Source organism: Nocardia sp. NPDC049190 (genome assembly GCF_040648115.1).
Classification (GTDB): domain Bacteria; phylum Actinomycetota; class Actinomycetes; order Mycobacteriales; family Mycobacteriaceae; genus Nocardia.
The window spans coordinates 41888-64338 of sequence record NZ_JBEZDE010000032.1; the positions used below are offsets into that span (position 1 = coordinate 41888).

The following is a 22451-nucleotide window of genomic DNA, read 5'->3' on the forward strand; positions in this document are numbered from 1 at the left end:
CGGAACGGGGCCGCGTTCGCGGGATCGCGTATGGCCGCAGGCGGGCGATGGTCGACTCCACTGCCGTCGGCACGCCGCGGCAAACAGCAATCGTCGTCCGGCTACCTATCCTCACCGGCGGAGATAGAGTTTCTCTCAGATCGACATGGGCGTTTTCGGCGCGACAGCAAATATTGCGCAAAGCAGTCGGAGTCAGGCCGAGACGAAGGACGTGCGATGACGACCCCTCGAGAGAAGGCGGCCGCGGCGCGAAAGGCCGCGCAGGAGGCGGCGCGGGTCGCGGACGAGGCGGCCGCCGCCGCGGAAGCTGCGGAGCGCGAACTCGCCGAGCAGGAAGCGGCTGGGGTGCGAGTCGGTGGTGCGGCGGCGCCGGAATATGCCACCGGGAAGACTGATCGACCCGCAGCTCACACAAAAGCCGATGTCGAGCCGAAGCAGGCGCCCGCGCTGTCGAGCGCCGCCGCACAGATCGCCGCGGGATACGCATTCGAGGGCGCGGCACTGGAACTGGGCGCCGCGGTGGTCGACGGACAGGTGGATCCCGCGGCGCGCATTCGTATTCCGATGCGGATGATGAACCGGCACGGCCTGGTCGCGGGCGCTACCGGTACCGGTAAGACGAAGACGCTGCAGGGCATTGCCGAACAACTCTCGCGTTCCGGGGTACCTGTCGTGCTCGCCGATATCAAGGGTGACCTGTCCGGTTTGAGTCGGCCGGGACGCGCCGACGACGAACTCGGCGTGCGCGCCGCGCAGTCCGGCACGCAGGACTGGGCGCCCGCCGGGTTCCCGACCGAGTTCGTCTCGTTGGGCACCACCGGAATCGGCGTGCCTATCCGCGCGACCATCACCTCGTTCGGGCCGGTGCTGCTCAGTAAGGTGCTCGGCCTCAACGAGACGCAGGAGTCGACCCTCGGCCTGATCTTTCACTGGGCGGACACGAACGGCCTCGCGCTGCTGGACCTGAAGGATCTGCGCGCTGTGATCACCCATCTCACCAGCCCCGAGGGTAAGCAGGACCTGAAGGGCATCGGCGGCGTTTCCGCGGCCACCGCGGGCGTGATCCTGCGCGGGCTGGTGAACCTGGAGGCAGAGGGCGGCGACACATTCTTCGGTGAGCCGGAACTGGATCCGACCGATCTGGTGCGGGTGGCGGGCGGACAGGGCGTGATCACGCTGTTCGAGCTGGGCACGCAGGCGGCGCGACCGGCGCTGTTCTCCACCTTCTTGATGTGGGTACTCGCGGACCTTTTCCAGACGCTGCCCGAGGTCGGCGACGGGGACAAGCCCACACTGGTCTTCCTCTTCGATGAGGCGCATCTGCTGTTCGCGGAAGCCTCGAAGGCGTTCCTCGAGCAGGTGGAGCAGACCGTCAAACTGATCCGGTCCAAGGGCGTCGGGGTGTTCTTCTGCACTCAGCTGCCCACCGACATCCCGAATCAGGTGTTGTCCCAACTCGGTGCCCGGATCCAGCACGCGCTGCGCGCGTTCACCCCGGACGACCAGAAAGCGCTGACGAAGACCGTACGCACCTACCCGACGACCAGGATCTACGACCTGGAGAAGGCGCTGACCTCGCTGGGTACCGGTGAGGCGATCGTGACGGTGCTCTCGGAGCAGGGCGCGCCGACTCCGGTGGCCTGGACCAGGATTGCGCCGCCACGTTCGCTGATGGACACCATCGGAGCGGACGCGATCAAGTCGTGCGCCCTGTCCAGCGCGCTGGCCACCAAATACGGACAGACCGTCGACCGGGAGTCGGCCTACGAGCTGCTCGCCGCCAAGGTCGAGGCGGCGGCACAGGATCCCGAACCCGCCCCACCACCGGGGCGAGCCGCGACGCGCAGGGAAGAGTCCGCCGCCGAGCGCATCATGAGCAATCCCGCGGTGAAAGGCTTCCTGCGGTCGGCTGCGACCGCGGCGGGTCGTGAGATCAGCCGCAGCATTTTCGGCACCCGCAGGCGCTGAGCGGGATGGCACCCGGACCTCCGACCCCGGGTGTCCGAGCGCGTGCCCGGCTCAGAGCCCGATATCGCGGGCGAGCAGATCAGCGGTGGTCTCGCGGCGGACCAGTTCGCGGGTGCGACCTCGCCGCACCGCGATGATCGGTGGGCGCCCGACGCTGTTGTAGGAGGAGGCCAGGCTGTGGTGATAGGCGCCGGTACACGGCACCGCCAACACCTCGCCCGGGCGTAGGTCGGCAGGCAGCTGGACGTCGGTGGCGAGAATATCGCCCGCCTCGCAGTAGCGACCGGCGACCGTGGCGGTCATGTGCGGACCGCAGGGGTGCCGGTTGGCCACCACGACCTCGTATCCGGCGCCGTACAACGCGACGCGAGGGTTGTCGCTCATCCCGCCGTCCACCGTGACGTAGGTGCGACCGCCCTCGATGTGCTTGATCGAGAGCACTCGGTAGAGCGTCACGCCAGCCCTGGCCACGATTGCCCGGCCCGGTTCGAGTGCGATCGATGGGCGGGGAAAGTGGTGGCGCGCACAGGCGGCGTCCAAGGCGTCCTCGATGACGTCGGCGAGTTCCGGCAGGTTCATCTCGGCGTCACCGCTGCGGTAGGCGACCGCGTGCCCGCCGCCCAGATCGAGTTCGGTCACGATGACGCCGTGGTCCTCCCGGACCCGCGCCATTTCGCCAACCATCCGCCGAACCGCCTCGCCGTAGTGGTCCGGGTCGTAGATCTGCGAGCCGAGGTGGCAATGGAAGCCGATCAACGTCAGGTTGGGCTGACGCATGATCCGGTCGATCGCCTCGGCGGCCATCGCGCTGCCGATCGGGAAGCCGAATTTCTGGTCGAGCACACCGGTACGGACCGCGGGATGTCCGTGCACATCGATGCCGGGGGACAGGCGAAGCAGGACGCGTTGCGGCGTGGTGGCCAGCGCCGAAAGCAGGGTGATTTCGGTGAGCGAGTCGACTACGACCCGGCCGACGCCGCTACGCACCGCGGCCTGTAGCTCGTCGAATGATTTTCCGTTGCCGTGCAACACGATTCGAGCCGGATCAACCCCGGCGGCCAGTGCGATGGTCAGCTCGCCGGCGGAGCACACGTCGACCGAAAGTCCCTCCTGGGTAACCCATTCCGCCACCGCACGAATCATCAGCGCCTTGCCCGCGTAGATGATCTCGGCCTCGGGGAAGGCTTTGTGGTAGGCCCGGCAGCGAGACCGGACCTCTTCCTCGTCGAGGACGTAGGTAGCGGTGCCGTACTGATCGGCGATATCGGCCAGGGCCACCCCGCCGAGGGTGATCCTGCCGTCGCCGTCGTAGTGCGTGTCTCGCGGCCAGACCGCGGAATCGAGGCGCGGAGGCATCCCCGACCGCAGCGACGGGAAGATATCGAGCAGCGTCACGATGTTCTCCTGGGTCGTCCCCGCTTTTCCTGAGTGCGGGGCCGATGTCAGGACTACGCCGATGACAGGGCTGTGTGCTGGTCGTTTGCGCATCCTTGACCACCGATGGGTGGTTCTTGACAGGCTGCTGACGCTGCCGCGTGACGGAGGTCCCAGTAGGTCCAGTAGGTCCAGTAGGTCCAGGAGGTCCAGGAGGTCTCAGCCGCCGAGCTTCCGGTAGAACGCGCCGGCGATGGGTGCGGTGAGTGCGCGCGGACCGTACTGGCCGGCGACGCTCATCCCCTTGCCGAGCAGGCCGGGGACCACCCGCATCTTATTGCGGACCAGGGCATCGATGGACAGCTTGGCGGTGTATTCCGAGGAGACCCACATGAAGTCGGGCACCATGCGGTCCACGATCGAGGAGTCCGCGGGATCGGGGGTCTCGGTGCGGACCGGGCCGGGGGCGAGCAGCGTCACGTGGACACCGGAGTCTTTCAGCTCGCCGCGCAGCGACTCGGAGAAAGTGTTGGCGAATGCCTTACTGGCGGCATAGGTGGCATTGTTCGGGATCGGCATGTTGCCCGCGGCCGACCCGCTGATCAGGATGCCGCCGCCACCGCGAGCGATCATTCCGGGCAGCACGGCGAGCGTCAGATCGTGCACGGCGACGGCGTTGAGTTCCATTTGAGCACGCTCATCGGCCAGGTCGAGTGCGGCGACCGCGCCGAAAGTCGCGATGCCGGCGTTGTTACACAGAATGGCGATGTCGCGGCCGGTCAATTCCTCGGCGAGTTCGCCGCGCTGGGCTCGATCGGCCAGGTCCACCGCGCGCACCTCGGCGGTGATGCCGTGCGCCAGCGCCAGCCGCTGCGCGAGTTCGGTCAGCAGATCGCCGCGGCGGGCGACCAGGATCAGCGAGTAGCCGCGGGCGGCGAGTTCGGCGGCAAGCGCGGTGCCGATGCCGGAGGAGGCGCCGGTGACGACCGCGCGGTTCTCGGAGGAGGGAGAGGGCAGGCTCACCCGCTGCAGCTTAGGCGATGTGCGGTGCCGGCCCGCGCGCACCGCCGCCGCTCGGATGCCCGGCCTGCCGTGGATGCGCGGTAGAGCATTTCGTAGCCGCGAGAGCTGTCCAGGTAGGCGCGAACACGGTGGATGCGGCCGTCGCCCGGCCGATGACAGCGACGAATGTTGGAAATCTGGTGGAAATCGGACGGGGCATCCGAACCGCCGAGGGGGCGCCCGGCATCGACGCGGCGACTAGAGCCGCGCGGCCAGCCGGGTGCCCTGATCGATGGCGCGCTGGGCATCGACTTCGGCGGCCACATCGGCGCCGCCGATCACGTGCGGGTTCACTCCTGCCGCGCGCAGCGGGGCCTCGAGTTCGCGGACGGATTCCTGGCCCGCGCACACGATCACGTTGTCGACCGGGATCACTTGGGGGCGTTGGCGTTTCTCGCCGAAGCTGATGTGCAGGCCACGGTCATCGATACGTTCGTAGTTCACCCCGCCGATCTGTCGCACGCCCTTGGCCTTCAGTGCGGCGCGATGCACCCAGCCTGAGGTCTTGCCGAGGTCCTTGCCGAACGGGGTCGTCTTGCGTTGCAGCAGGACCACTTCGCGGGCCGCGGGAGCGGGCTCGGGTGTGGCGAGTTGGCCGGGAACCTGCTCGTCGTCGGAGGTGACGCCCCACTCTTGTTTCCACTCGTCCAGTTTCACTGTGGGGTGTCCGTCGACGACGAGGAATTCGCTGACGTCGTAGCCGATACCGCCCGCCCCGATCACCGCCACGCGCCTACCGACCGGCTTCTGCTCGCGTACCAGTTCGGCGTAGGTGAGCACCATCGGGTGGTCGATGCCGGGGATCTCCGGGATGCGCGGTCGCACGCCGGTGGCGAGCACTACCTCGTCGTAACGCCCTTCGGCGAGTTCGGCTGCGTCGATCCGCTTGTTCAGATGCACGGTGACGCCGGTGATCTGGAGCATCCGGTGGTAGTAGCGGATCGACTCGTCGAACTCCTCTTTGCCCGGAATGCGGCGGGCGATGTCGAACTGCCCGCCGATCTTGTCGTCGGCCTCGAACAGGTCGACCCGGTGGCCGCGCTCGGCGAGATTCACCGCCGCGGACAGCCCGGCGGGGCCCGCGCCGACGACCGCGATCCGCTTGGCGCGGCGGGTGGGCAGCAGTTTCAGCTCGGTCTCGTGCCCGGCGCGCGGATTGAGCAGGCAGGAGACGGTCTTGTGCTGGAAAGCGTGGTCCAGGCAGGCCTGGTTGCACGCGATGCAGGTATTGATCTCGTCGACCCGGTTCTGCGCGGCCTTGTTCACCCATTCGGGGTCGGTGAGGAACGGACGCGCCAGCGAAACGAGTTGAGCGTCGCCGCGGGTCAGGATCTCCTCGGCCACCGCGGGCATGTTGATCCGGTTGGACGCGCAGACCGGAATGTCGACTTGCTGGGCGATTTTCGCGGTGAACTCCACGAACGCGGCGCGGGGCACCGAGGTCACGATGGTTGGCACGCGCGCCTCGTGCCAGCCGATGTCGGTGTTCAGAATGTTCGCCCCCGCCGCTTCGAGGTCCTTGGCCAGTGCCACGATCTCCTCGAAGGTCTGCCCCTGCTCCACCAGTTCGGCCATGGACAGCCGGAACACGATGAGGAAATTCGGGCCGACCGCGGCACGGGTGCGGCGCACGATCTGCACCGCGATCCGGCGCCGATTGCGTGCTGAGCCGCCCCACTCGTCGGTGCGCTTGTTGGTGCGCGGCGCGAGGAATTGGTTGATGAAATACCCTTCACCGCCCATGATCTCGCAGCCGTCGTAGCCGGCGAACTGGGCCAGTGTCGCGCAGCGGACGTAGTCGTCGATGGTCTGTTCGATGCCCTTGGCCGAGAGCTTGCGCGGCCGGAACGGGTTGATCGGCGCCTTGATCGACGAGGCCGACACACTGCCGGGCAGGTAGGAGTAACGGCCCGCGTGCAGGATTTGGATGGCGATCTTGCCGCCCTCGTCGTGCACCGCTGTGGTAATCGCGCGGTGCCGGTAGGCCTCGGTCTTGTTGGTCAGTTTCGCGCCGAACGGCAGCAACCACCCGGTGCGGTTGGGCGCGTAGCCGCCGGTGATGATCAGGCCGACGCCGCCGCGGGCGCGTTCGGCGAAGAACGCCGCCAGCCGGTGGGTGTCCCAGGCGCGGTCCTCCAGGCCGGTGTGCATCGACCCCATCACCACGCGATTGCGCAGGGTGGTGAAGCCGAGGTCGAGCGGCTCGAAGAGGTGGGGGAAGGAACTCATCGGGAAGTCTCGCCTTTCTCCGGCACCTCACGCGGGGCTGACGCGCGGGGGTGCAGTGCTTGCAGAACTTCGTCGCACCATTCGACGAATCCCGACTCCACGCGCACGCCCGCGCGTAACACGAGGTATTGGTGCAGGGCCGTCCCGGACAGCTGGTCCGGCACGGGGAAGTCGCGTTTCTCGATGAGTAGATACAGTTCCAGCCGCTGATGGTGCTGGTCACGGTGGCGGGCTACCTCAGCGCGCAGCGCGTCGAGGTCCCCATAGGCGGCGGCGCGGATCTTTACCGCGAGTTCATTGCGGGGGGTGCCGACATCGGCCGGTTCGGCGATCCATCGGGCGAGTTCGGCCCGCCCCGCTTCACTCACCGAGTAGACCTTCTTGTCCGGTCGGCCCGCTTGGATCACCGACTCGCTGGTGAGCCAGTCGGATTCCGCCATGCGCTTGAGAACACGATAGATCTGCTGGTGGGTCGCGCTCCAGAAATAGCCGATGGACTTGTCGAAGCGGCGTGCCAACTCATATCCCGAGCCGGCGCGCTCGGTCAGCGATACCAGCAACGCGTGCTCGAGGGCCATGGCAGTCAGATTATCCGTAACAAACAGTTCTATGCAACTGGGTGCATATCGATGGGATCCGTCCGACGGGTGCTCGTCTGGCTGGTCGATGATCAGCGTGATCGACGGTCAACCCGACGGCCGTACGGTGCACTCGACTCCACCCATGTCGCCACCCAGGCCGTGCCGTGCGGGCCCTCGGTAGGTGGGAGTGTCAGCTCGTATGCCTCCTCGGGGCGTACTACGGCGGTTAGGCTGCGCCCATGACCGAGGTGAGCGCACGGGCGACTGTCGGGCAGGCCGCCGGGCGCGGGAACGTGGTGGCATGGGGATTCTGGGACTGGGGATCCTCCGCGTTCAACGCGGTGATCCTCACGTTCGTGTTCTCGGTGTATCTGACCGACAAAGTCGGTGACGATCTGCCCGGTGGGGTGTCGGCGAGCGCCTGGCTCGGCTGGGCGATCGGTGTCGCCGGGTTGATCGTGGCGTTGACCGCGCCGGTCAGTGGCCAGCACTTCGACGCGCAGGCGAAGCGCAAGCGCTCACTCGGCACGCTGACCGCGCTGACGATCGTCGCGATGGCGCTGATGTTCTTCGTGCATGACGACTATCACGACCTGTGGCTCGGACTGGTGTTGCTCGCGTTCGGCTCGGCCTGTTTCGAGCTGGCCGGCGTGCCCTACAACGCGATGCTGCGGCAGGTGTCCACTCCGGCGACGGTCGGCCGGGTCTCCGGATTCGGCTGGGCTATGGGCTATTTCGGCGGCATCGTCCTGTTGCTGATCTGCTACTTCGGCTTCATCTCCGGCGAGGGCGACAACCGGGGGCTGCTCGGGGTGCCCACCGATGCGGGGCTGAACATCCGGCTCGTCGCCGTGCTCGCCGCCGTGTGGTTCGCCGCCTTCGCGCTGCCGGTCCTGTTCGCGGTGCCCGAATTGCCGCGCACGGATGCCGATCCGGGTGCGGCGGGCGCGGGGTTCTTCCGGTCGTACCGCGTGCTCTGGCGGGACCTGCGCGAACTGTGGCATATCGACCGTCGCACAGTGGCTTTCCTGGCGGCCAGCGCCATCTTCCGCGACGGCCTCGCCGGGGTGTTCACCTTCGGGGCGGTGCTAGCCGTCCGGGTCTACGGCATCGCCGACTCGGACGTGCTGCTGTTCGGAATCGCCGCCAATGTCGTCGCGGCGTTGGGTGCGGTCGTCGCGGGCCGCTTCGACGACCGGGGCGGGCCCAAGGTTGTCATCGTCATATCCCTGAGTGCCATGCTGATCTGCGGACTCGCGCTGCTGATGGTGTCCGGACCGTTGCTGTTCTGGATCTTCGGACTGCTGCTCACCGTCTTCGTCGGCCCGGCACAGGCGGCGGCCCGGTCCTTCCTGGCCCGCCTGGCCCCGCCCGGGCGCGAGGGACAGTTCTTCGGCCTGTACACGACGACGGGACGCGCCGTGTCGTTCCTCGCCCCCACGCTGTTCGGCCTGTTCGTCTGGCTGTTCGACGCGGATCGCGCGGGCATCGTCGGTCTGCTCGTCGTGCTCGCGGTCGGACTCGCGGTGCTGCTTCCGGTGCGGTCACCGGACCGGACCGATCCGGTTGCCGACGAGCCCCTCGCCGGAGGCTGACGTGCCGGACGCGCTAGCGAATCAGCGCTGTTTCGGCGGCGACCACGCGCCCATGCCGAGTGCGATCAGCCGCATCTGCCGCACGGTGCGGTCGACGATCGCGCTCTGCTCGCGCGGCGCGGCCGACACGTAGGCCGCAATCCCGTCGGTGACCGTCGCGACCAGCAGATCGGCGGCGATCTCCAGATCTGGGGGAGACCAGGAGTCCAGGGCGCTGATCCGGGAGAGGTCGGCGACGAGTTCCCGGACGATCAGCTGGAGTTCGAGCGCGATCGCCGTGCGCAGCGCTGCGGATCCGCCGTGCCGCTCTCTGCTCAGGAAGCTGAACAGCTCCCGTTCGGGGCGTACCTGTTCGAAGACGAATCGCACCGTGTCCGACAGGCTCGCGTCCGCGTTGCGTCGCACGTCGCGGAGTGCGAGACGCAACGCGGTGACGCCGTCGTCGACCAGCGTCGCGCCCAGGTCGTCCAGCGACGCGAAGTGCCGGTAGAACGCGGTCGGCACGATGCCCGCCGTGCGGGCGATCTCCCGCAGGCTGAGCGCGGCGAACCCGCGGTCGGCGGCCAGCGCGAGGGTGCCGTCCAGGAGTGCTCGCCTGGTCCGCTCCTTGCGTTCGCCTCGGGTCGCTGCCTGCTCGCTCATCACGCTGAGCATACATCCGTTCACCATTTGACTGGGCTCGCGATGGGGTTCGTGTCACAGGTTTCGCTGGTTGACAAACGCCCCCTGGTATAGCTCACACTAGTTGAGTGTACAGACGTGCACTGAAATATCGGTCGCGCGTCGTCAGCTGACTAGAGGCACGGAGAACGAATGGATCTCGTCGACCTGGTGCAGACCTTGACCTCGCCACACCCGCTGGACCGCTATCTGGAACTGGTGCGCCCCACGCTGACCATGCGCGAGATGCGGGCCGAAATCACCCACGTGCGCCGTACGGTGCCCGGTTCGGTGACGCTCACGCTGCGACCGAGCAGACAGTGGAAAGGCCATGCCGCCGGACAGTATGTCCGCATCGGTGTGGTGATCGACGGCGTACGTCACGCCCGGTGCTATTCGCCGGTGAATCCGGAAAGCGGCCGGTATCGCTCTCTCCAGCTCACCGTCAAGGCTCATCCCGGCGGTGTGGTGTCGCAGTTCCTCTACCGCAACGCCGCTGTCGGCATGGTGGTCGACTTGGAGCCTGCGGACGGCGTGTTCCGGTTACCCGAGTCGCGCCCGGAACGCGTGCTGCTGATCAGTGGTGGCAGTGGGATCACGCCGGTGCTGTCCATGCTGCGCACCTTGGCCGACGAGAGCTATCCCGGCGAAGTCGTCTTTCTGCACTACGCGAAATCGCCGGAGATGGTGCCGCACCGTGCCGAACTCGACGCGATCGCTCGTCGGCACGCCAACTTCCGCATCGAACTTCGTCATACGTCGCGATCGGACAGTGGCGTGAACCGGGGCGATACCGACCTGCCACGGGCAGAACTCGTGCCGGTGCGCCGGAGCGGGCATTTCGACTACGACGAACTGGAACGTGTGGCGCCCTGGTTCGCCACCGCGCAGACCTATGTCTGCGGCCCGCGGTCCCTGATGGCGGCGGTCCGCACGGTCTACCAGGCCGAGCAGTTGGACGACCGGCTGCACACCGAGGAGTTCGCCCTGTCCACCGCGGCGATCGACGCGGCGCAGGTGCACGGCACGGTGCACTTCACCGCCAGCGGGCGCAGTGCGCGCAACAACGGAGCGACGCTGCTGGAGCAAGCCGAATCCGCCGGTCTCACGCCGGAGTACGGCTGCCGGATGGGGATTTGTCTGTCCTGCACCGCGGTTCGCCGAACCGGCGGCACGCGCAATGTGCGCACCGGCGAGACCGACAGTGATCCCGATCAGCCGATCCAGCTGTGTATCAGCGCGCCGCTCGGCGATGTCGAGATCGACATCTGACAACGAAGGGTAGTGATCATGACCATCCGTACCGAAACCGAAGACGGACCGCTGGTGCTGAGTCCGGAGCAGGTCGAGGAACTCGGTCGCGAACTCGACCGACTGCGCGCCGAGGTCGTCGCCGATCTCGGCGAGCGGGACCGGAAGTACCTCTACTCGATCATCGCCACGCAGCGTGGTTTCGAGATCGCGGGTCGTGGACTGATGTACCTCGGCTTCCTTCCGCCGGTGTGGCTCGCCGCGGTGGCGGCGCTGAGCGTGTCGAAGATCCTGGACAACATGGAAATCGGCCACAACGTGATGCACGGTCAGTACGACTGGATGCGCGAGCCGGGCCTGAATTCCCGGGTGTTCGAGTGGGACACGGTCTGCCCGGCCGATCAGTGGAAGCACTCGCACAACTACCTCCATCACACCTACACCAATATCCACAACAAGGACCGCGACATCGGCTACTCCGTGCTGCGGATGGATGCGGGGCAGCAGTGGAACGTGCTGCGTCTGGGGCAGCCGCTGTATGCCTTCGCGCTCATGATGTTGTTCGAGTGGGGTGTGATGGCGCACGACCTCGAGGTCGAGAACATCCTCGCCGGTAAGCGGAAGTGGCCGCAGGTCAAGCAGCTGATCCTCGGCCAGGGTCGCAAGGCGGGCAAACAGGTGCTCAAGGACTACGTGCTCTTTCCCGCCCTCACGGGGCCGCTGTTCTTCCACACGTTGGCAGGCAACGTCGCTGCCAATCTGGTGCGCAACGTGTGGGCCTTCGGCATCATCTTCTGCGGCCACTTCCCGACCGGCGTACAGACGTTCACCGAGGAAGAGACCGCGGACGAGACCCGTGGTGAGTGGTACGTCCGTCAGATGCTCGGTTCGGCCGACATCACGGGCAGCAAGCTGTTCCACATCATGTCGGGCAATTTGTCGCACCAGATCGAGCATCACCTGTTCCCCGATCTGCCCGCGAGCCGCTATCCGGCGATGGCGCCGACCGTGCGCGCGTTGTGTGAAAAGTACGGTCTGCCGTACAACACCGGCCCGCTCGGCAAGCAGATCGGCTCGGTGTGGAAGAAGATTTTCACGCTCGCGCTGCCGCCTCGGATGGTCCGGAGCGAGTCGTCGCCCGGTGTTATCGTGATGCGTCAGCGAAAGGCGAGTGAAGTGGGCGTGTGAATGATCGGAAAATTTGAGAGCAACAAAGATCTCATTCAGGAATTGACATCCTCGGGCGCCAAACATATCGGCAATATCGCCGGCATCATCACCGGGACCGTCTCGGAGGTCACCAGGGAGATCGGTGAGTGGATCACCGACGCGATCGAGATGAACGAGGCGGCGGCCGCGGCTCGCGCGGACGCGGCGGCGCACCGCGATCTCGACCGCGACGACCAGGTGGCGGTCCCGGACGACGAGCCGCCGGTGACCGAGGCGGTGGAGTTCGTCGATGCCGAGTTCGTCGATGCAGAGGTCGTCGAACCCGAGGGCGAACAGCCGCGTTGATCAGACGATACCGGCATTCGGGAACCTGTGTTCGTGACGTCGGCGATCGGGTTCCGGTTCTCTTCGATCGGTTCGGCGAACCTTGTTTTCCGGCAGTCGGCGCCACCGCTCACCTGCTCTGAATGTGCCTAAACAGAGGCATTCCGGCTTAATCTTATTGTGCGATATGTGATTTCGCGGTCATGCGATCACAGCGCAGGCCGTGGGCGGTGCTCGACGGACCCGATGCCACTCGATGGCCATCGAGTGGCATCGGGCCTTCACGGGGTTGGCCGCGCTGCTCCTCGATGTCCTCGTCGGTTGACCACACATCAGTCCCTCGCTCGTCTGCTGGTGCGCGTCGATGTGTCGCCGTTCGTGGTTGCGACGGCGGGCGGGCGGGAGGCGGCGTTCACCGCGATTCGGCGCGTCGGGGTCCTGGCGCGCGTCGACGGCTGATCGGTTCCGAAACGCCATTCCTGTTCCAGTCGGCCGGTGATGCCCGTGCGGTATCGATTCTGACCCTGGATACGCCAGGGCCGAGGAGGATTTCGAGGAGGGCACCCCTCGGCTCCGGCGCAGTCCCGCCGCCGGACGCCGCCCCATAGTCAGCCCGGAAAAGTGACCGGGAAATCCGCGACGATGCGATGAGGAAGACGGACCGAGAAAACGGGACAATTCCAGGAAAGCGCGGAAGTCCTATCCGCGCAATAGTGTGGTGTAAAAAAATGAAGCTGGCCGGAAATTGTTATATTCCGTTACGGTCGGGTCGCCTGATCGCTACGCTCGGCTCCCTCGGCTATTCGAGCGGCTGAATAGCAACCGGTCGCGCGCGGGGCTGCGCGGTGTCCCCCGATCGGCTAGCCTCCATGTTCGTGCCCGCGTACGTGTCATCGCCCGAATTGACATTCGGCTTCATGTTCGCCCTGGAAGACCCTGAGCGAATCGCGGAGGTCGTACGCAACCTCATCGTCCACAAGACCGTCTCGGTCTTTCGCCTCGCCCGCCTGTCCGATGACGACGGCCCACCGGAGCGGTACGTGGTGAACTGGGCTGTCATCCCGCAGATCTCGATCACCACCACCGCCCCGGATCGGGACGAACTTCGGGCCACTCGGACCATGCTGGTCAACGCCTTCCTCAGCGAGCAGGGCGAGGTCAGCCTGTATTCGGCGCAGGGGACCGGACCCGGGTAGCCGCCCCGGATTCGGGTATCCGGGGCGGTTGCTTCCGGTCAGCCGACCGGGACCGGTGCGTCCAGCCGCCTGGCACGGGCGAGCGCCAGCAGCGCCGCCGCGGCGGCGGCGCCGATGGCGATGAGCATCGCCCAGGCGAGCGAACTCGTCCCCGCCTTGTGCGTGGTGTCGAGGAGGGCGCCGATACCTAGATTGCCGAGCAGGATGCCGATTCCGACGATGGTGTTGTATAGGCCGTAGTGGGTTGCCACCAGGTGGTTTCCCGATAGCGCGACCACGGTGTCCATCTCGAACGGAAACACCGCCGCCGCACCGACTCCCAACGCCGCCGCGGTCAGCAGCAGCGCCCCGACCGCGGGCCACACGCCGAGGCCGGTGCCCGGCACCAGCAGCAGCGGAACGAACGAGGTCGCGAGAATCGCCATGCCGAACGCCAGGCTGTGGCCGCGCCCCCAGCGCTGCGCGAACCAGCGAGTAATCCGCAACTGTCCGGCGATCGCGATCACCCCGGAGACCACGAACACCGCGGTCATCAGCACGGTCGCCGAATGCGCGCCGACAATGCGCGCGGCCTGGATGGGCAGCGCCAGGTAGACCTGGAACGACAGCGCCGAGCAGCCGATCATCGCCGCGGCGAAGAGCAGGAACGGGCGGTTGGCCAGTACGACGCGCCAATCATCCAGCACCGAAGTAGTTCTCGGCGCCGCGGTGTGCTGCGGCAAGGCGCGGAGTTGGGCGAGCGTCAACAGACCGAACACCGTCGCCGCGCCCGCGGCGGTGGCGCGGAAGTCGATGGCCATCAGCGCCAGCCCGACGATCGGACCGAACAGGATGCCCGTTTGGTAGAAGACGTTGAACACCGCGAACGCCGCTACCCGACGCGGCCCCGAATCCGCCGCCAGATAGGCGCGAACCGCGGGGTTGAACAACGCGCCCGCGAAACCGGTTGCCGCGGCCGCCACCACCAACGCCGGCAGCGAATCGGCGAAGGCCAGCAGCACGAAACCGCCGGTGCGGAGCAGGCATCCGGCCACGATGAGCGGTTTGTAGCCGAACCGGTCGGCCAGGGTGCCGCCGAGCAGGAACATCCCCTGTTGGGCGAAGTTCCGAACGCCGAGTACCAGGCCGACCGCCCAGGCGGCCAAGCCGAGCGACCCGGCCAAGTGGCCGGCCAGGTACGGCATCAACATGTAGAAGCCGGTGTTGATGGCGAACTGGTTGACCATCAGCAGACGGCTCGGCCGAGGGAAGCTGCGATAGGTGGCGAACAGCTCGGTCATAGCGCCGGCTCCACTGGGGTGGTGGTGTGGTGTGCGCCCCGTGGGTCGACGACCGTCGTGCATCGGGTCCAGGATTCCACGACGGCGTCGGCGGGATGACCGATGTGAGCGGGCTCGGACGGTGGATCGATGCCGAGCAAGCCGTGCTCGCGACAGTATTCGTCGCTGTAGACGGTGTCGAAGTACCGCAGCGGACCGTCGGGGAAGACCGCGGCGATCCGCTCATCCGGGCCACTGGTCCTGGCCAGCCAGCCCGCCACCAGGGTGACGGCGCCGACGCTCCAGCCGCCGCTGGCATAGTGCGTCGCGGCGAGGCGACGGCAGGCCCACACCGCCTCCGCCGGGGCGACCCAGTGGATTTCGTCGAACGCCGGGTAGTCGACGTTGTCCGGGTGAATGCTCGAGCCGAGGCCGCGCATCAGGCGCTGACCAGCGGGAAGTCCGAAGATCGCCGAGGCGACGGTGTCGACGCCGACCAGTCGCAGGTGTGGAAAGTAACGGCGCAGGATGCGCGATATCCCGGCGGAATGGCCACCGGTGCCGACCGAGCAGACCAGGATGTCTACCCGGCCCAGCTGGGCGACGAGCTCGAGGGCCAGCGTTTCGTAGGCATCGCGATTGTCGGGATTGTGGTACTGGTCGGGGCACCACGCCCGCGGATCTCGCGACAGCAGTTCGGCGACGCGGTCGCGGCGCGCCTGCTGCCAGCCGCCGATCGGGTGCGGCTCGGTGACCACGTCCACCCGGGCGCCGTAGGCCGCCAGCATGTGGTGCATGAGCGGCTCCAGTCCGGGATCGGTGACCAGCGTGACCGGGTGATGGTGCACCATTCCCGCCAGTGCCAGGCCTGACCCGAGTGTGCCGCTGGTGGATTCGATGATCGGAGCACCTGGTAGCAGTTCGCCGCGAGCCGCGGCGCGTTCGACCATATGCAGTGCGGGCCGGTCCTTCATGCCGCCGGGATTGGCGCCTTCCAGTTTGGCCCAGAAGCCGCGGCCGGTCGGCCCCGTGGTCGCGGTCAGTGGCTCGGTGATCCAGAGAACCGGCGTGTTGCCGACCATGGTGGCCGGTCGCGGGCAGCGGTGCGCGGTGGTCAACAGGCTCGCCGGGCTCGGAAGTGTGATCGACCCGGTCGTTGCCCGCTCGGGCGGGACGGAAGTCGACACGATTGTTTTCTGCAGCGCAGAGGTCATGGGAATCGTCGATTCTGTACGGTCGCTGTGCGTAGCGACGGTGTGAGTGCGAATAACGCACGAACACCGGCCGAGCCCTGGCGGGCTCAGGCCTGACGCTGACCGGTCAGTTCCGATCGATGCCGAATCTGGTGAGTTTCTCCCTGCCTCGACAGACCGGGAGCAGCGCGATCGGCGGCGCGCGTAAGCCGCCACCGAATCCGGCCGCCGCCGGAATCGCGATGAGCAGTGCGACCGCGACCAGGAGCAGGGAAGACAATGAGGCGTCACGCGGGAGGGCGGCGAGCACCGAGTCGGCGGCCAGATGCCGATCCGGCTCGGCGGCGTGCTGATGCCGGTCGGCGAGAACCGCCGTCGACATCGTGGAAGCGACAGTAGGTGCGGACGCTTCGATATGGGCATGTGGCAGGGGCGTGTGGGCGAAGACATGGCATTCGGGCACCGCCATGGCCAGAACCCACACCGTAAACGCGACTGCGACGAACACCCGAAACAGGGGCACCCGCACCACGCTGAATGTCACGGTTCAATGCTACTAGCCGCAACCGGGCGCCCGGCCGACATCGGTCAGCGGGTGGGGACCTGATCGGCGCGCGTTTTCGGTGCCGTCCAGCCTGTTCGACCCGATCGAGTAGCGCGATCCGTACACCGTTAGGGAGCCTCTCTCACGGCTCATGCCGGGTTTCGGCCCTGGGGCGGCTGCTGCGGCGCGGTGGACAACGTTGAGGAGAATCGCGAGGCGAGGTAGCGGATCTGCGTCTGTTGCTCTTGTCTGTGCACATGCCCAACACCGGCACGGCGATCATCGCGGCACTGACGACGACAGGGATGGGACAAGCGTCGTGCGCGGTCGAATCACCCTCTAAGGCAACAGGAATCGGTCGAGACGCCGTGCGGTGCTCCCGTCACCGCCCTGTCGTGTCGTCAATGTAATTGTCCAGCAGCACACTTCGCGGGAGGTCCGCGTCGCCCTGCCGGGGCGTCGAAGCAACGGGTAGTGCGAGTTACTCGGCGCGACAATCCCGCGGCCCTCGGGCGGGTATCGACGCGCCGTACGCGCGTATTCCCGTTTTGTTGGCGTGTCGGTATCGGAAGGTGTCATTCGCGGTCGCCCGATACGCGACAATCAGGACATCCCAACTGGTTTTCGCATCGATCGAAAGCACCCGGAAGGAGCATCGATCATGGAACCCGACAAGCCCGTCGCGCCCAACCCGATTCGCGTTCGAGGAGACCTCGACCCCGCCCTGTCGCGATGGATGTGGTTGGTCAAATGGCTATTGGCCATCCCGCACTATGTCGTATTGTTCTTCCTGCACATCGCCTACCTGGTGCTGACGATCGTCGCCTTCTTCGCGATCCTGATCACCGGCAAGTACCCGCGAGCGATCTTCGATTTCAATGTCGGCGTCATGCGCTGGGGCTGGCGAGTCACCTTCTACGCGCTATCGGTGCTCGGTACCGACAAATACCCGCCGTTCAGCCTGCAGTCGAACGCGGACTACCCGGCGGATCTGGAGATCGACCATCCGGAAACGCTGCACCGTGGCCTGGTGCTGGTGAAATGGTGGTTGTTGGCCATTCCGCACTATCTGATCGTCGCCGCGATGGTGAGCGGGGGCGTCGCCGTCGGCATGGGTGACTCCGACGAATGGGGCGGTGGCTCGATTCCGCTGATAAGCATTCTGCTGATCGTCGCGCTGATCGCCTTGCTGTTCACGGCGCGTTACCCGCAAGGTGTGTACGACTTCGTGATGGGCATCAACCGCTGGCTCATCCGGGTGCAGGTGTACGCCGGCCTGATGCGCGACGAGTACCCACCGTTGCGCCTCGACCAAGGCGCGCGCGAAGCCGACTGAGCTATCGAGCGCACCGACGCCGAGACCGAATCCGCCCGCTGATTCAGCGGGCGGATTCGTATATTCGCCGCACTACGTCTTCGATCTCGGGTTCTTCGATCGACAGGTCGCGTACCTCGGCCCGGTCCGAGACGGCGGCGAGTAACTGTGCGGCCGTGGTCTGCTCCGGATCGAAGGCCAGCCGTTGTCGCATCCCGTTGCCCGCACTGGCCAACAGGCGGGCCGAGGGCAGGTCGTCGATGTCCGGTGTCGGCTCGGCCAGGTCGACCACCAGGACCCGCTGAGCGCCGACGGTCGCCCCAACCCGGCCAACGACCCGTCGTAGACCAGGCGGCCGTGGTCTACGACGAGCACACGTCCACAGAGCCTTTCGATATCGCCCATGTCGTGTGTGGTGAGCAGCAGGGTGGTTCCGCGATCGGCACGCTCGGCCCGCAGGAACTCGCGTAACCGCTGCTTGGACAGCACATCCAGTCCGATGGTCGGCTCGTCGAGAATCACCAATTCAGGTGAATGCAGCAGCGCGGCGGCCACTTCCGCGCGCATGCGTTGACCGAGCGATAGCTGGCGCACGGGCGTGGCGAGGGTGTCGGCCATTTCCAGCTGCTCGACGAGTTCGTGCGTGCGTTTGCGTGCGACGTCCGGTTCCAGTCGGTGAATCGCGGCGAGGATCGAAAACGATTCGTGCAGTGGAAGATCCCACCACAGCTGGGACCGCTGTCCGAACACCACCCCGATCCGGCCGGCTAGTTCGCGGCGCTGTCGCACCGGGTCCAGCCCGCAGGTACGGACGGTGCCTGCGGTGGGCACCAAGATGCCGGTGAGCATTTTGATGGTGGTGGACTTGCCCGCGCCATTGGCGCCGATGTAGCCGACGGCAGTGCCTCGGTCGATCCGGCAGCTCATCCCATCGACCGCGGTCAGCGTTTCGCGGCGGCGCCGCCAACGGTGTCCGTCCTTGCGGTAGCGGGTGAATTGTCTGGTCAGATTGTTCATGTCGATGATCGCGTCCGGTCGGTTCGTACTCATCCGCCGCCTCCCTGGTAGTGCCGTGTGCCGATCTGCCACAGGCCCAGCGCGAGTAGCCACACCCACAGCGCGGCGAGCGGAGCAAGCCAGGCCAGCCAGGAAGGAAGCAAGGGCGGGCCGGGCAGTCGCAGCAGCGCGATGGTGGGCAGATACGTGGTGAAGGAGACCGGGATGGCGAATCCGAACAGCAGTCTCAGCGGCGTGGGGAACACCGAGGCGGGTTGCGTGGCGGCGAACGAGCCACCGTAGGTGAAGCTGTTGGTCAGCTCGGCGCCGTCGATCAGATAGAACTGCAGCCCGGCCGCGCAGACGAACAAGCCGCCGAACAGCGTGACCCCGCCGAGCAGGGTCAGGATCACCAGAGTGGTTGTGCTCGGAGCCCAATCGAGGTCATTGCGCGCCAACGCGATGGCGAGCACCACGATCGCGACCGAGGCCCTGGCGAGCCTGCGCAAGGAGATGTCGCTGGTGATCAGCTGCAGCAGCAGGGGCTGTGGCCTGAGGTGATAAACATCGAGCCGGCCCATCCTGATGAGCGTCGGCAGGGTGTCTAGGTGGCCGAACAGCACCTGGGACAGCGCGAAACTCGTATGACTCAGCTCGAACAGTAGTAGCGCCGCGTCCAGGTCTAATCCGCCGAGCACCCGCGCGGTGCGGAAGATCACCCAGACTTCGGCGAACTCGACCAGACCCGTCACCAGAGCGCTGAAAACCTCGCTGGCGAAAGATAATCGGTAGCTGCGCTGAGCGCGGATTCTGGAGCGCAGCACCGCTGCGTAGGGGGTCGACCATGACCCCGTACGAGCCGGGGCGACCTCAACCACCCTGCACCTCCAGTCTGCGGCGTCCCGCGACCAGTAGCAGGCGGCCGGCCAGCCCGACCGCCAGCACCCATAGCACCTGCACTCCGACAGCCGAGTATGCGTCCACTCCGGTGATCCGGCCGGAGAGTAAGTCGACCGGCGACTGCAGGATCGACGGAAACGGGGTGGCATCCGCGATCGTGCGCAACCAGGACGGGAACACATGCACCGGCACGAAGAGTCCGGCGAGGAAAGTTCCCGCGACGTAGTACAGCTGACGGATGCCGCGGGTCTCGACGACCCAGAATCCGATCAATACCACGCCGTACCGGCACAAGAACGAAATCGCGACAGCCAGCAGCACACTCATCGCGCCGAGTAGGTACGGACCTACCGTCCCCGGCATCGCCAGTCCGACCGTGAGGGTGCCGACCAAGACACTCGGTACTCCGCGGGGCAGGAAGGTGCACGCCGCACGCCCCAGATCATCGGCGAGATAACCGAGTTGGAGGTCGACCGGGCGTAGGAAGTCGAGCGCGATGTCGCCGTTCTTCACTCGATCGTCCAGCTGCCCGATCGGACCCAGGAACTGCATCGCGCCGAGCAGTCCTTGTGAGAGCCACACGTAGGCGCTGATGCTGCCCTGGTCGTAGCCGCCGAAATCGCCCGTGGCGTCCACCGCCGCGAGTAGCACCGCCGCGCGCACGAATCCGAAGACACAGTTGGTGAACAGCCCGGCGAACATGGCCAGCTTGTACCGCGACTGTTTGCGGAATCCGGCGCCGACGAGACATGCGTAGACGGCGACGGCGCTGCGACATTGCTTTTCCCACGGCACCCTGTCCGTCCCCCTCCGGTATGCGGCGCACAAATATTCCAGACTACTGATCAGAGGGCGCATGCGGAAGGCCTGAGCCTCGCTGGGGAAGTGCTGCGTGTCTCGTGCTTTCGGTGCCGCAAGGTGCGCACTGCAGGTATTTCGCAGGCGTACGGTGCGTACAACGGCATTTTCCGGCAGCAACCCGGTCACCGCTGCGGCGGTGCCGGAACACTATCGGCCGGATGTCGGGTATTCACGAGCCTGCAACGCAGGCCAGGGGAAAACGCTCGGCCTTCTCGGCGCGACTGCGTCGTACCGATTTGACCGGCGGTTCGGCGCGCGGGTCAGCTGAAGTGCAGAACATGTGCGTCCGATCCGGCAGCGTAAGGTCGCCACAACGGCAGACCCGCGCCATTCGGGGAACCGGTGGTCACGAACGAGGCGAGCGCACTGGCGAATGACCGCCAGAGCGCGTCGGTCTTCGGTCCAACCCGGCCCAGCATGGGGCTGTTCGAGTAACTGTCGAAGGTGCCGAAGAGGAAGGGCAGTTCGCCGCAGTGGGTGGCCCGGAGGTCGGCTGGGTCTGGCGCCGGAAGGAAATCCCATTGGTAGACGTACGCCATGTTGCCGTCGGCCGCGTGGCGCGCGGCGATCTCCAGCGCGCCGGCACGAAAGCCCGCCTCGGTCTCCAGGTCGGTGACGATCCGTGTCGGTGTCGCCTCCGGAAACTGTGATTCGCGGTGCCGGTACCGAGCCTGCGCATCGTCGCCGTGCAGGTCGGCGAGCAGTCGCAGCGCCTGTTCCCGATCGAAGGTCTGGAAGCGGTCGTCGAACGCGAAGAAGGCCGTCATCTCGTCCCGATTCGAACCGACCAGCAGATCCTTGCCGGCGAGAGCACCGATGTCGAGGGCCTGTCGCCAGGCGAAGGGGATGCCGGTGCCCCCGAGTACCGAGTACATCGGCGGCGCGGGGTTGCCGAACTGAGCCTTGTCCACCGCGAGCTTCGCATAGGCGGCGATCAGCTTCTCGACGGATAGCTCGCGCAGTGCTGTGTCGAGACTCGCGGATTCCTCGAGGTCCAGGATGCGCAGGTACGCCTCGGCATTCTCGGAGGCCAGCCGAGGGTCCTGTGGCTCGATGTTCCATGGAGCGCTCTGGGCGATCACCCTGCGGATCATGTTTCCGGTCTCGGGATCGACCGCGAGCTGGAATGCGGAGAACGCGCCGGCCGATTGGCCACCGACTGTCACGCTCTCGGGATCGCCGCCGAAGGCGGCGATATTGTCCCGTACCCAGCGCAGCACCGCGCCTTGGTCTTGGACGCCGAGGTTGTTCGCACCGATCTGCGGCAGGTAGAGGAAGCCCAGCGGGCCGAGCCGGTAATTGGCGGTGACCACCACCATATTCCCCAGCCCGGCCAAACGCGCTCCGTCGTACCAGTCCCAGCCCCCCGAACCACTGCTGAAACCGCCGCCGTGGAACCAGACCAGCACGGGACGGTCGGTATCGTTGTCCAGCACCTGCTGTGGGCTCCAGATATTCAGTGTGAGCGAGCCGTCTTCGTCCCAGTTCGGCGTCCGATGGCCCATCACCCGTTCCAATCGGGACGGGGCCTGGGGCACGGCCGGACCCGCCTGCGCGGCTTCGCGCACCTCGCTCCACGAAGGGTGCGGCTGCGGTGGTGCAAAGCGCAGCGGTCCTATCGGAGAGGCGGCGTACGGAATCCCGCGAAAGGCAACCACCGGCCCCTCGGCGACACCCCGAACCCTGCCGTTGCCCGTGGCCACGACTGCTCGGTTCTGCTGCGGCATCGCTCGTACCCTCCTTACGGGATGTCGATGTGGACCGCTGTATCGAGGTCAGCGATGAACGGCCGAAACACCACGGTTCGGTTTTCTAGCAGGACACGCACGTCATCGGGCTGTCGCACGGATGGCGCTCAGGCCGACGCAGGTCACGCCCCGAGCCCAGGATCTCCGCCTACCCACAACTGCGAAACTTGGGCGTCATCACCGCTGAGCGTGTGGGGCCACAATCATCCAGCGTGACTCGACAGG

Annotated in this window: 20 protein-coding genes; 8 read left to right on the forward strand and 12 right to left on the reverse strand. The window is 66.5% G+C overall.

Going from position 1 to position 22451, the window contains the following annotated elements:
• The first annotated feature begins 216 nt into the window (after positions 1-216).
• On the forward strand, positions 217-1968 hold the full coding sequence (locus AB0B25_RS24380) for a helicase HerA-like domain-containing protein (RefSeq protein ID WP_357183633.1): 1752 nt from the start codon (positions 217-219) through the stop codon (positions 1966-1968).
• Between the two features lie 51 nt (positions 1969-2019).
• Here the strand turns inward: AB0B25_RS24380 and lysA are convergent, their stop codons facing one another.
• The 4 genes from lysA to AB0B25_RS24400 form a co-directional block, all read right to left on the reverse strand.
• Positions 2020-3363, reverse strand: a complete 1344-nt coding sequence (gene lysA / locus AB0B25_RS24385) for a diaminopimelate decarboxylase (protein WP_357183636.1) — start codon at positions 3361-3363, stop codon at positions 2020-2022.
• A gap of 198 nt (positions 3364-3561) precedes the next feature.
• Positions 3562-4365, reverse strand: a complete 804-nt coding sequence (gene cmrA / locus AB0B25_RS24390) for a mycolate reductase (protein WP_357183639.1) — start codon at positions 4363-4365, stop codon at positions 3562-3564.
• Between the two features lie 237 nt (positions 4366-4602).
• The gene (locus AB0B25_RS24395; RefSeq protein ID WP_357183642.1) at positions 4603-6633 is read right to left on the reverse strand and encodes an NADPH-dependent 2,4-dienoyl-CoA reductase; all 2031 of its coding nucleotides are present in this window, start codon (positions 6631-6633) and stop codon (positions 4603-4605) included.
• The gene (locus AB0B25_RS24400; RefSeq protein WP_357183644.1) at positions 6630-7211 is read right to left on the reverse strand and encodes a PadR family transcriptional regulator; all 582 of its coding nucleotides are present in this window, start codon (positions 7209-7211) and stop codon (positions 6630-6632) included. The genes AB0B25_RS24395 and AB0B25_RS24400 overlap by 4 nt, the downstream gene beginning before the upstream one ends.
• A gap of 242 nt (positions 7212-7453) precedes the next feature.
• Between AB0B25_RS24400 and AB0B25_RS24405 the strand changes: the two genes are divergently transcribed.
• On the forward strand, positions 7454-8809 hold the full coding sequence (locus AB0B25_RS24405; protein WP_357183647.1) for an MFS transporter: 1356 nt from the start codon (positions 7454-7456) through the stop codon (positions 8807-8809).
• 21 nt (positions 8810-8830) lie between these two features.
• On the opposite strand, the gene AB0B25_RS24410 is transcribed toward AB0B25_RS24405, so the two are convergent.
• A complete protein-coding gene (locus tag AB0B25_RS24410) occupies positions 8831-9451 on the reverse strand; it encodes a TetR family transcriptional regulator (RefSeq protein WP_357183650.1) in 621 nt (206 codons plus the stop codon).
• A gap of 171 nt (positions 9452-9622) precedes the next feature.
• Here AB0B25_RS24410 and AB0B25_RS24415 point away from each other — a divergent pair, with 171 nt between their 5' ends.
• The 5 genes from AB0B25_RS24415 to AB0B25_RS24435 all read left to right on the forward strand — a co-directional run bounded on the left by AB0B25_RS24415 (position 9623) and on the right by AB0B25_RS24435 (position 13410).
• Complete coding sequence (locus AB0B25_RS24415; RefSeq protein WP_357183652.1) at positions 9623-10741, forward strand: ferredoxin reductase; 1119 nt, start codon at positions 9623-9625, stop codon at positions 10739-10741.
• Between the two features lie 18 nt (positions 10742-10759).
• The gene (locus tag AB0B25_RS24420; protein WP_357183655.1) at positions 10760-11908 is read left to right on the forward strand and encodes an acyl-CoA desaturase; all 1149 of its coding nucleotides are present in this window, start codon (positions 10760-10762) and stop codon (positions 11906-11908) included.
• Entirely contained in the window at positions 11909-12235 is a 327-nt protein-coding gene (locus tag AB0B25_RS24425) for a hypothetical protein (protein WP_357183658.1), read from the forward strand.
• Positions 12236-12535: 300 nt separating this feature from the next.
• A complete protein-coding gene (locus AB0B25_RS24430; protein WP_357183661.1) occupies positions 12536-12673 on the forward strand; it encodes a hypothetical protein in 138 nt (45 codons plus the stop codon).
• Positions 12674-13083: 410 nt separating this feature from the next.
• Positions 13084-13410, forward strand: coding sequence for a hypothetical protein (locus AB0B25_RS24435; protein WP_357183664.1), 327 nt, complete (start codon positions 13084-13086; stop codon positions 13408-13410).
• A gap of 38 nt (positions 13411-13448) precedes the next feature.
• Here AB0B25_RS24435 and AB0B25_RS24440 read toward each other — a convergent pair whose 3' ends face one another.
• The 3 genes from AB0B25_RS24440 to AB0B25_RS24450 all read right to left on the reverse strand — a co-directional run bounded on the left by AB0B25_RS24440 (position 13449) and on the right by AB0B25_RS24450 (position 16406).
• Positions 13449-14690, reverse strand: coding sequence for an MFS transporter (locus AB0B25_RS24440; RefSeq protein WP_357183667.1), 1242 nt, complete (start codon positions 14688-14690; stop codon positions 13449-13451).
• The gene (locus AB0B25_RS24445) at positions 14687-15751 is read right to left on the reverse strand and encodes a PLP-dependent cysteine synthase family protein (RefSeq protein ID WP_357183715.1); all 1065 of its coding nucleotides are present in this window, start codon (positions 15749-15751) and stop codon (positions 14687-14689) included. Before AB0B25_RS24445 ends, AB0B25_RS24440 begins: the two co-directional genes overlap by 4 nt.
• Positions 15752-15989: 238 nt before the next feature.
• Positions 15990-16406: a hypothetical protein gene (locus AB0B25_RS24450; RefSeq protein ID WP_357183670.1), complete on the reverse strand. Its 417-nt coding sequence runs from the start codon at positions 16404-16406 to the stop codon at positions 15990-15992.
• 661 nt (positions 16407-17067) lie between these two features.
• Here AB0B25_RS24450 and AB0B25_RS24455 point away from each other — a divergent pair.
• On the forward strand, positions 17068-17742 hold the full coding sequence (locus AB0B25_RS24455; protein ID WP_357183673.1) for a DUF4389 domain-containing protein: 675 nt from the start codon (positions 17068-17070) through the stop codon (positions 17740-17742).
• A gap of 72 nt (positions 17743-17814) precedes the next feature.
• On the opposite strand, the gene AB0B25_RS24460 is transcribed toward AB0B25_RS24455, so the two are convergent.
• The 4 genes from AB0B25_RS24460 to AB0B25_RS24475 form a co-directional block, all read right to left on the reverse strand.
• Positions 17815-18771, reverse strand: a complete 957-nt coding sequence (locus AB0B25_RS24460) for an ATP-binding cassette domain-containing protein (protein ID WP_357183675.1) — start codon at positions 18769-18771, stop codon at positions 17815-17817.
• Positions 18768-19595 (reverse strand): ABC-2 family transporter protein, encoded by an 828-nt coding sequence (locus AB0B25_RS24465; protein WP_357183678.1) that lies wholly within the window; start codon positions 19593-19595, stop codon positions 18768-18770. The genes AB0B25_RS24460 and AB0B25_RS24465 overlap by 4 nt, the downstream gene beginning before the upstream one ends.
• Positions 19588-20412 (reverse strand): ABC-2 family transporter protein, encoded by an 825-nt coding sequence (locus AB0B25_RS24470; RefSeq protein ID WP_357183681.1) that lies wholly within the window; start codon positions 20410-20412, stop codon positions 19588-19590. The genes AB0B25_RS24465 and AB0B25_RS24470 overlap by 8 nt, the downstream gene beginning before the upstream one ends.
• A gap of 326 nt (positions 20413-20738) precedes the next feature.
• Complete coding sequence (locus tag AB0B25_RS24475) at positions 20739-22205, reverse strand: carboxylesterase family protein (RefSeq protein WP_357183684.1); 1467 nt, start codon at positions 22203-22205, stop codon at positions 20739-20741.
• Positions 22206-22451 lie beyond the last annotated feature (246 nt).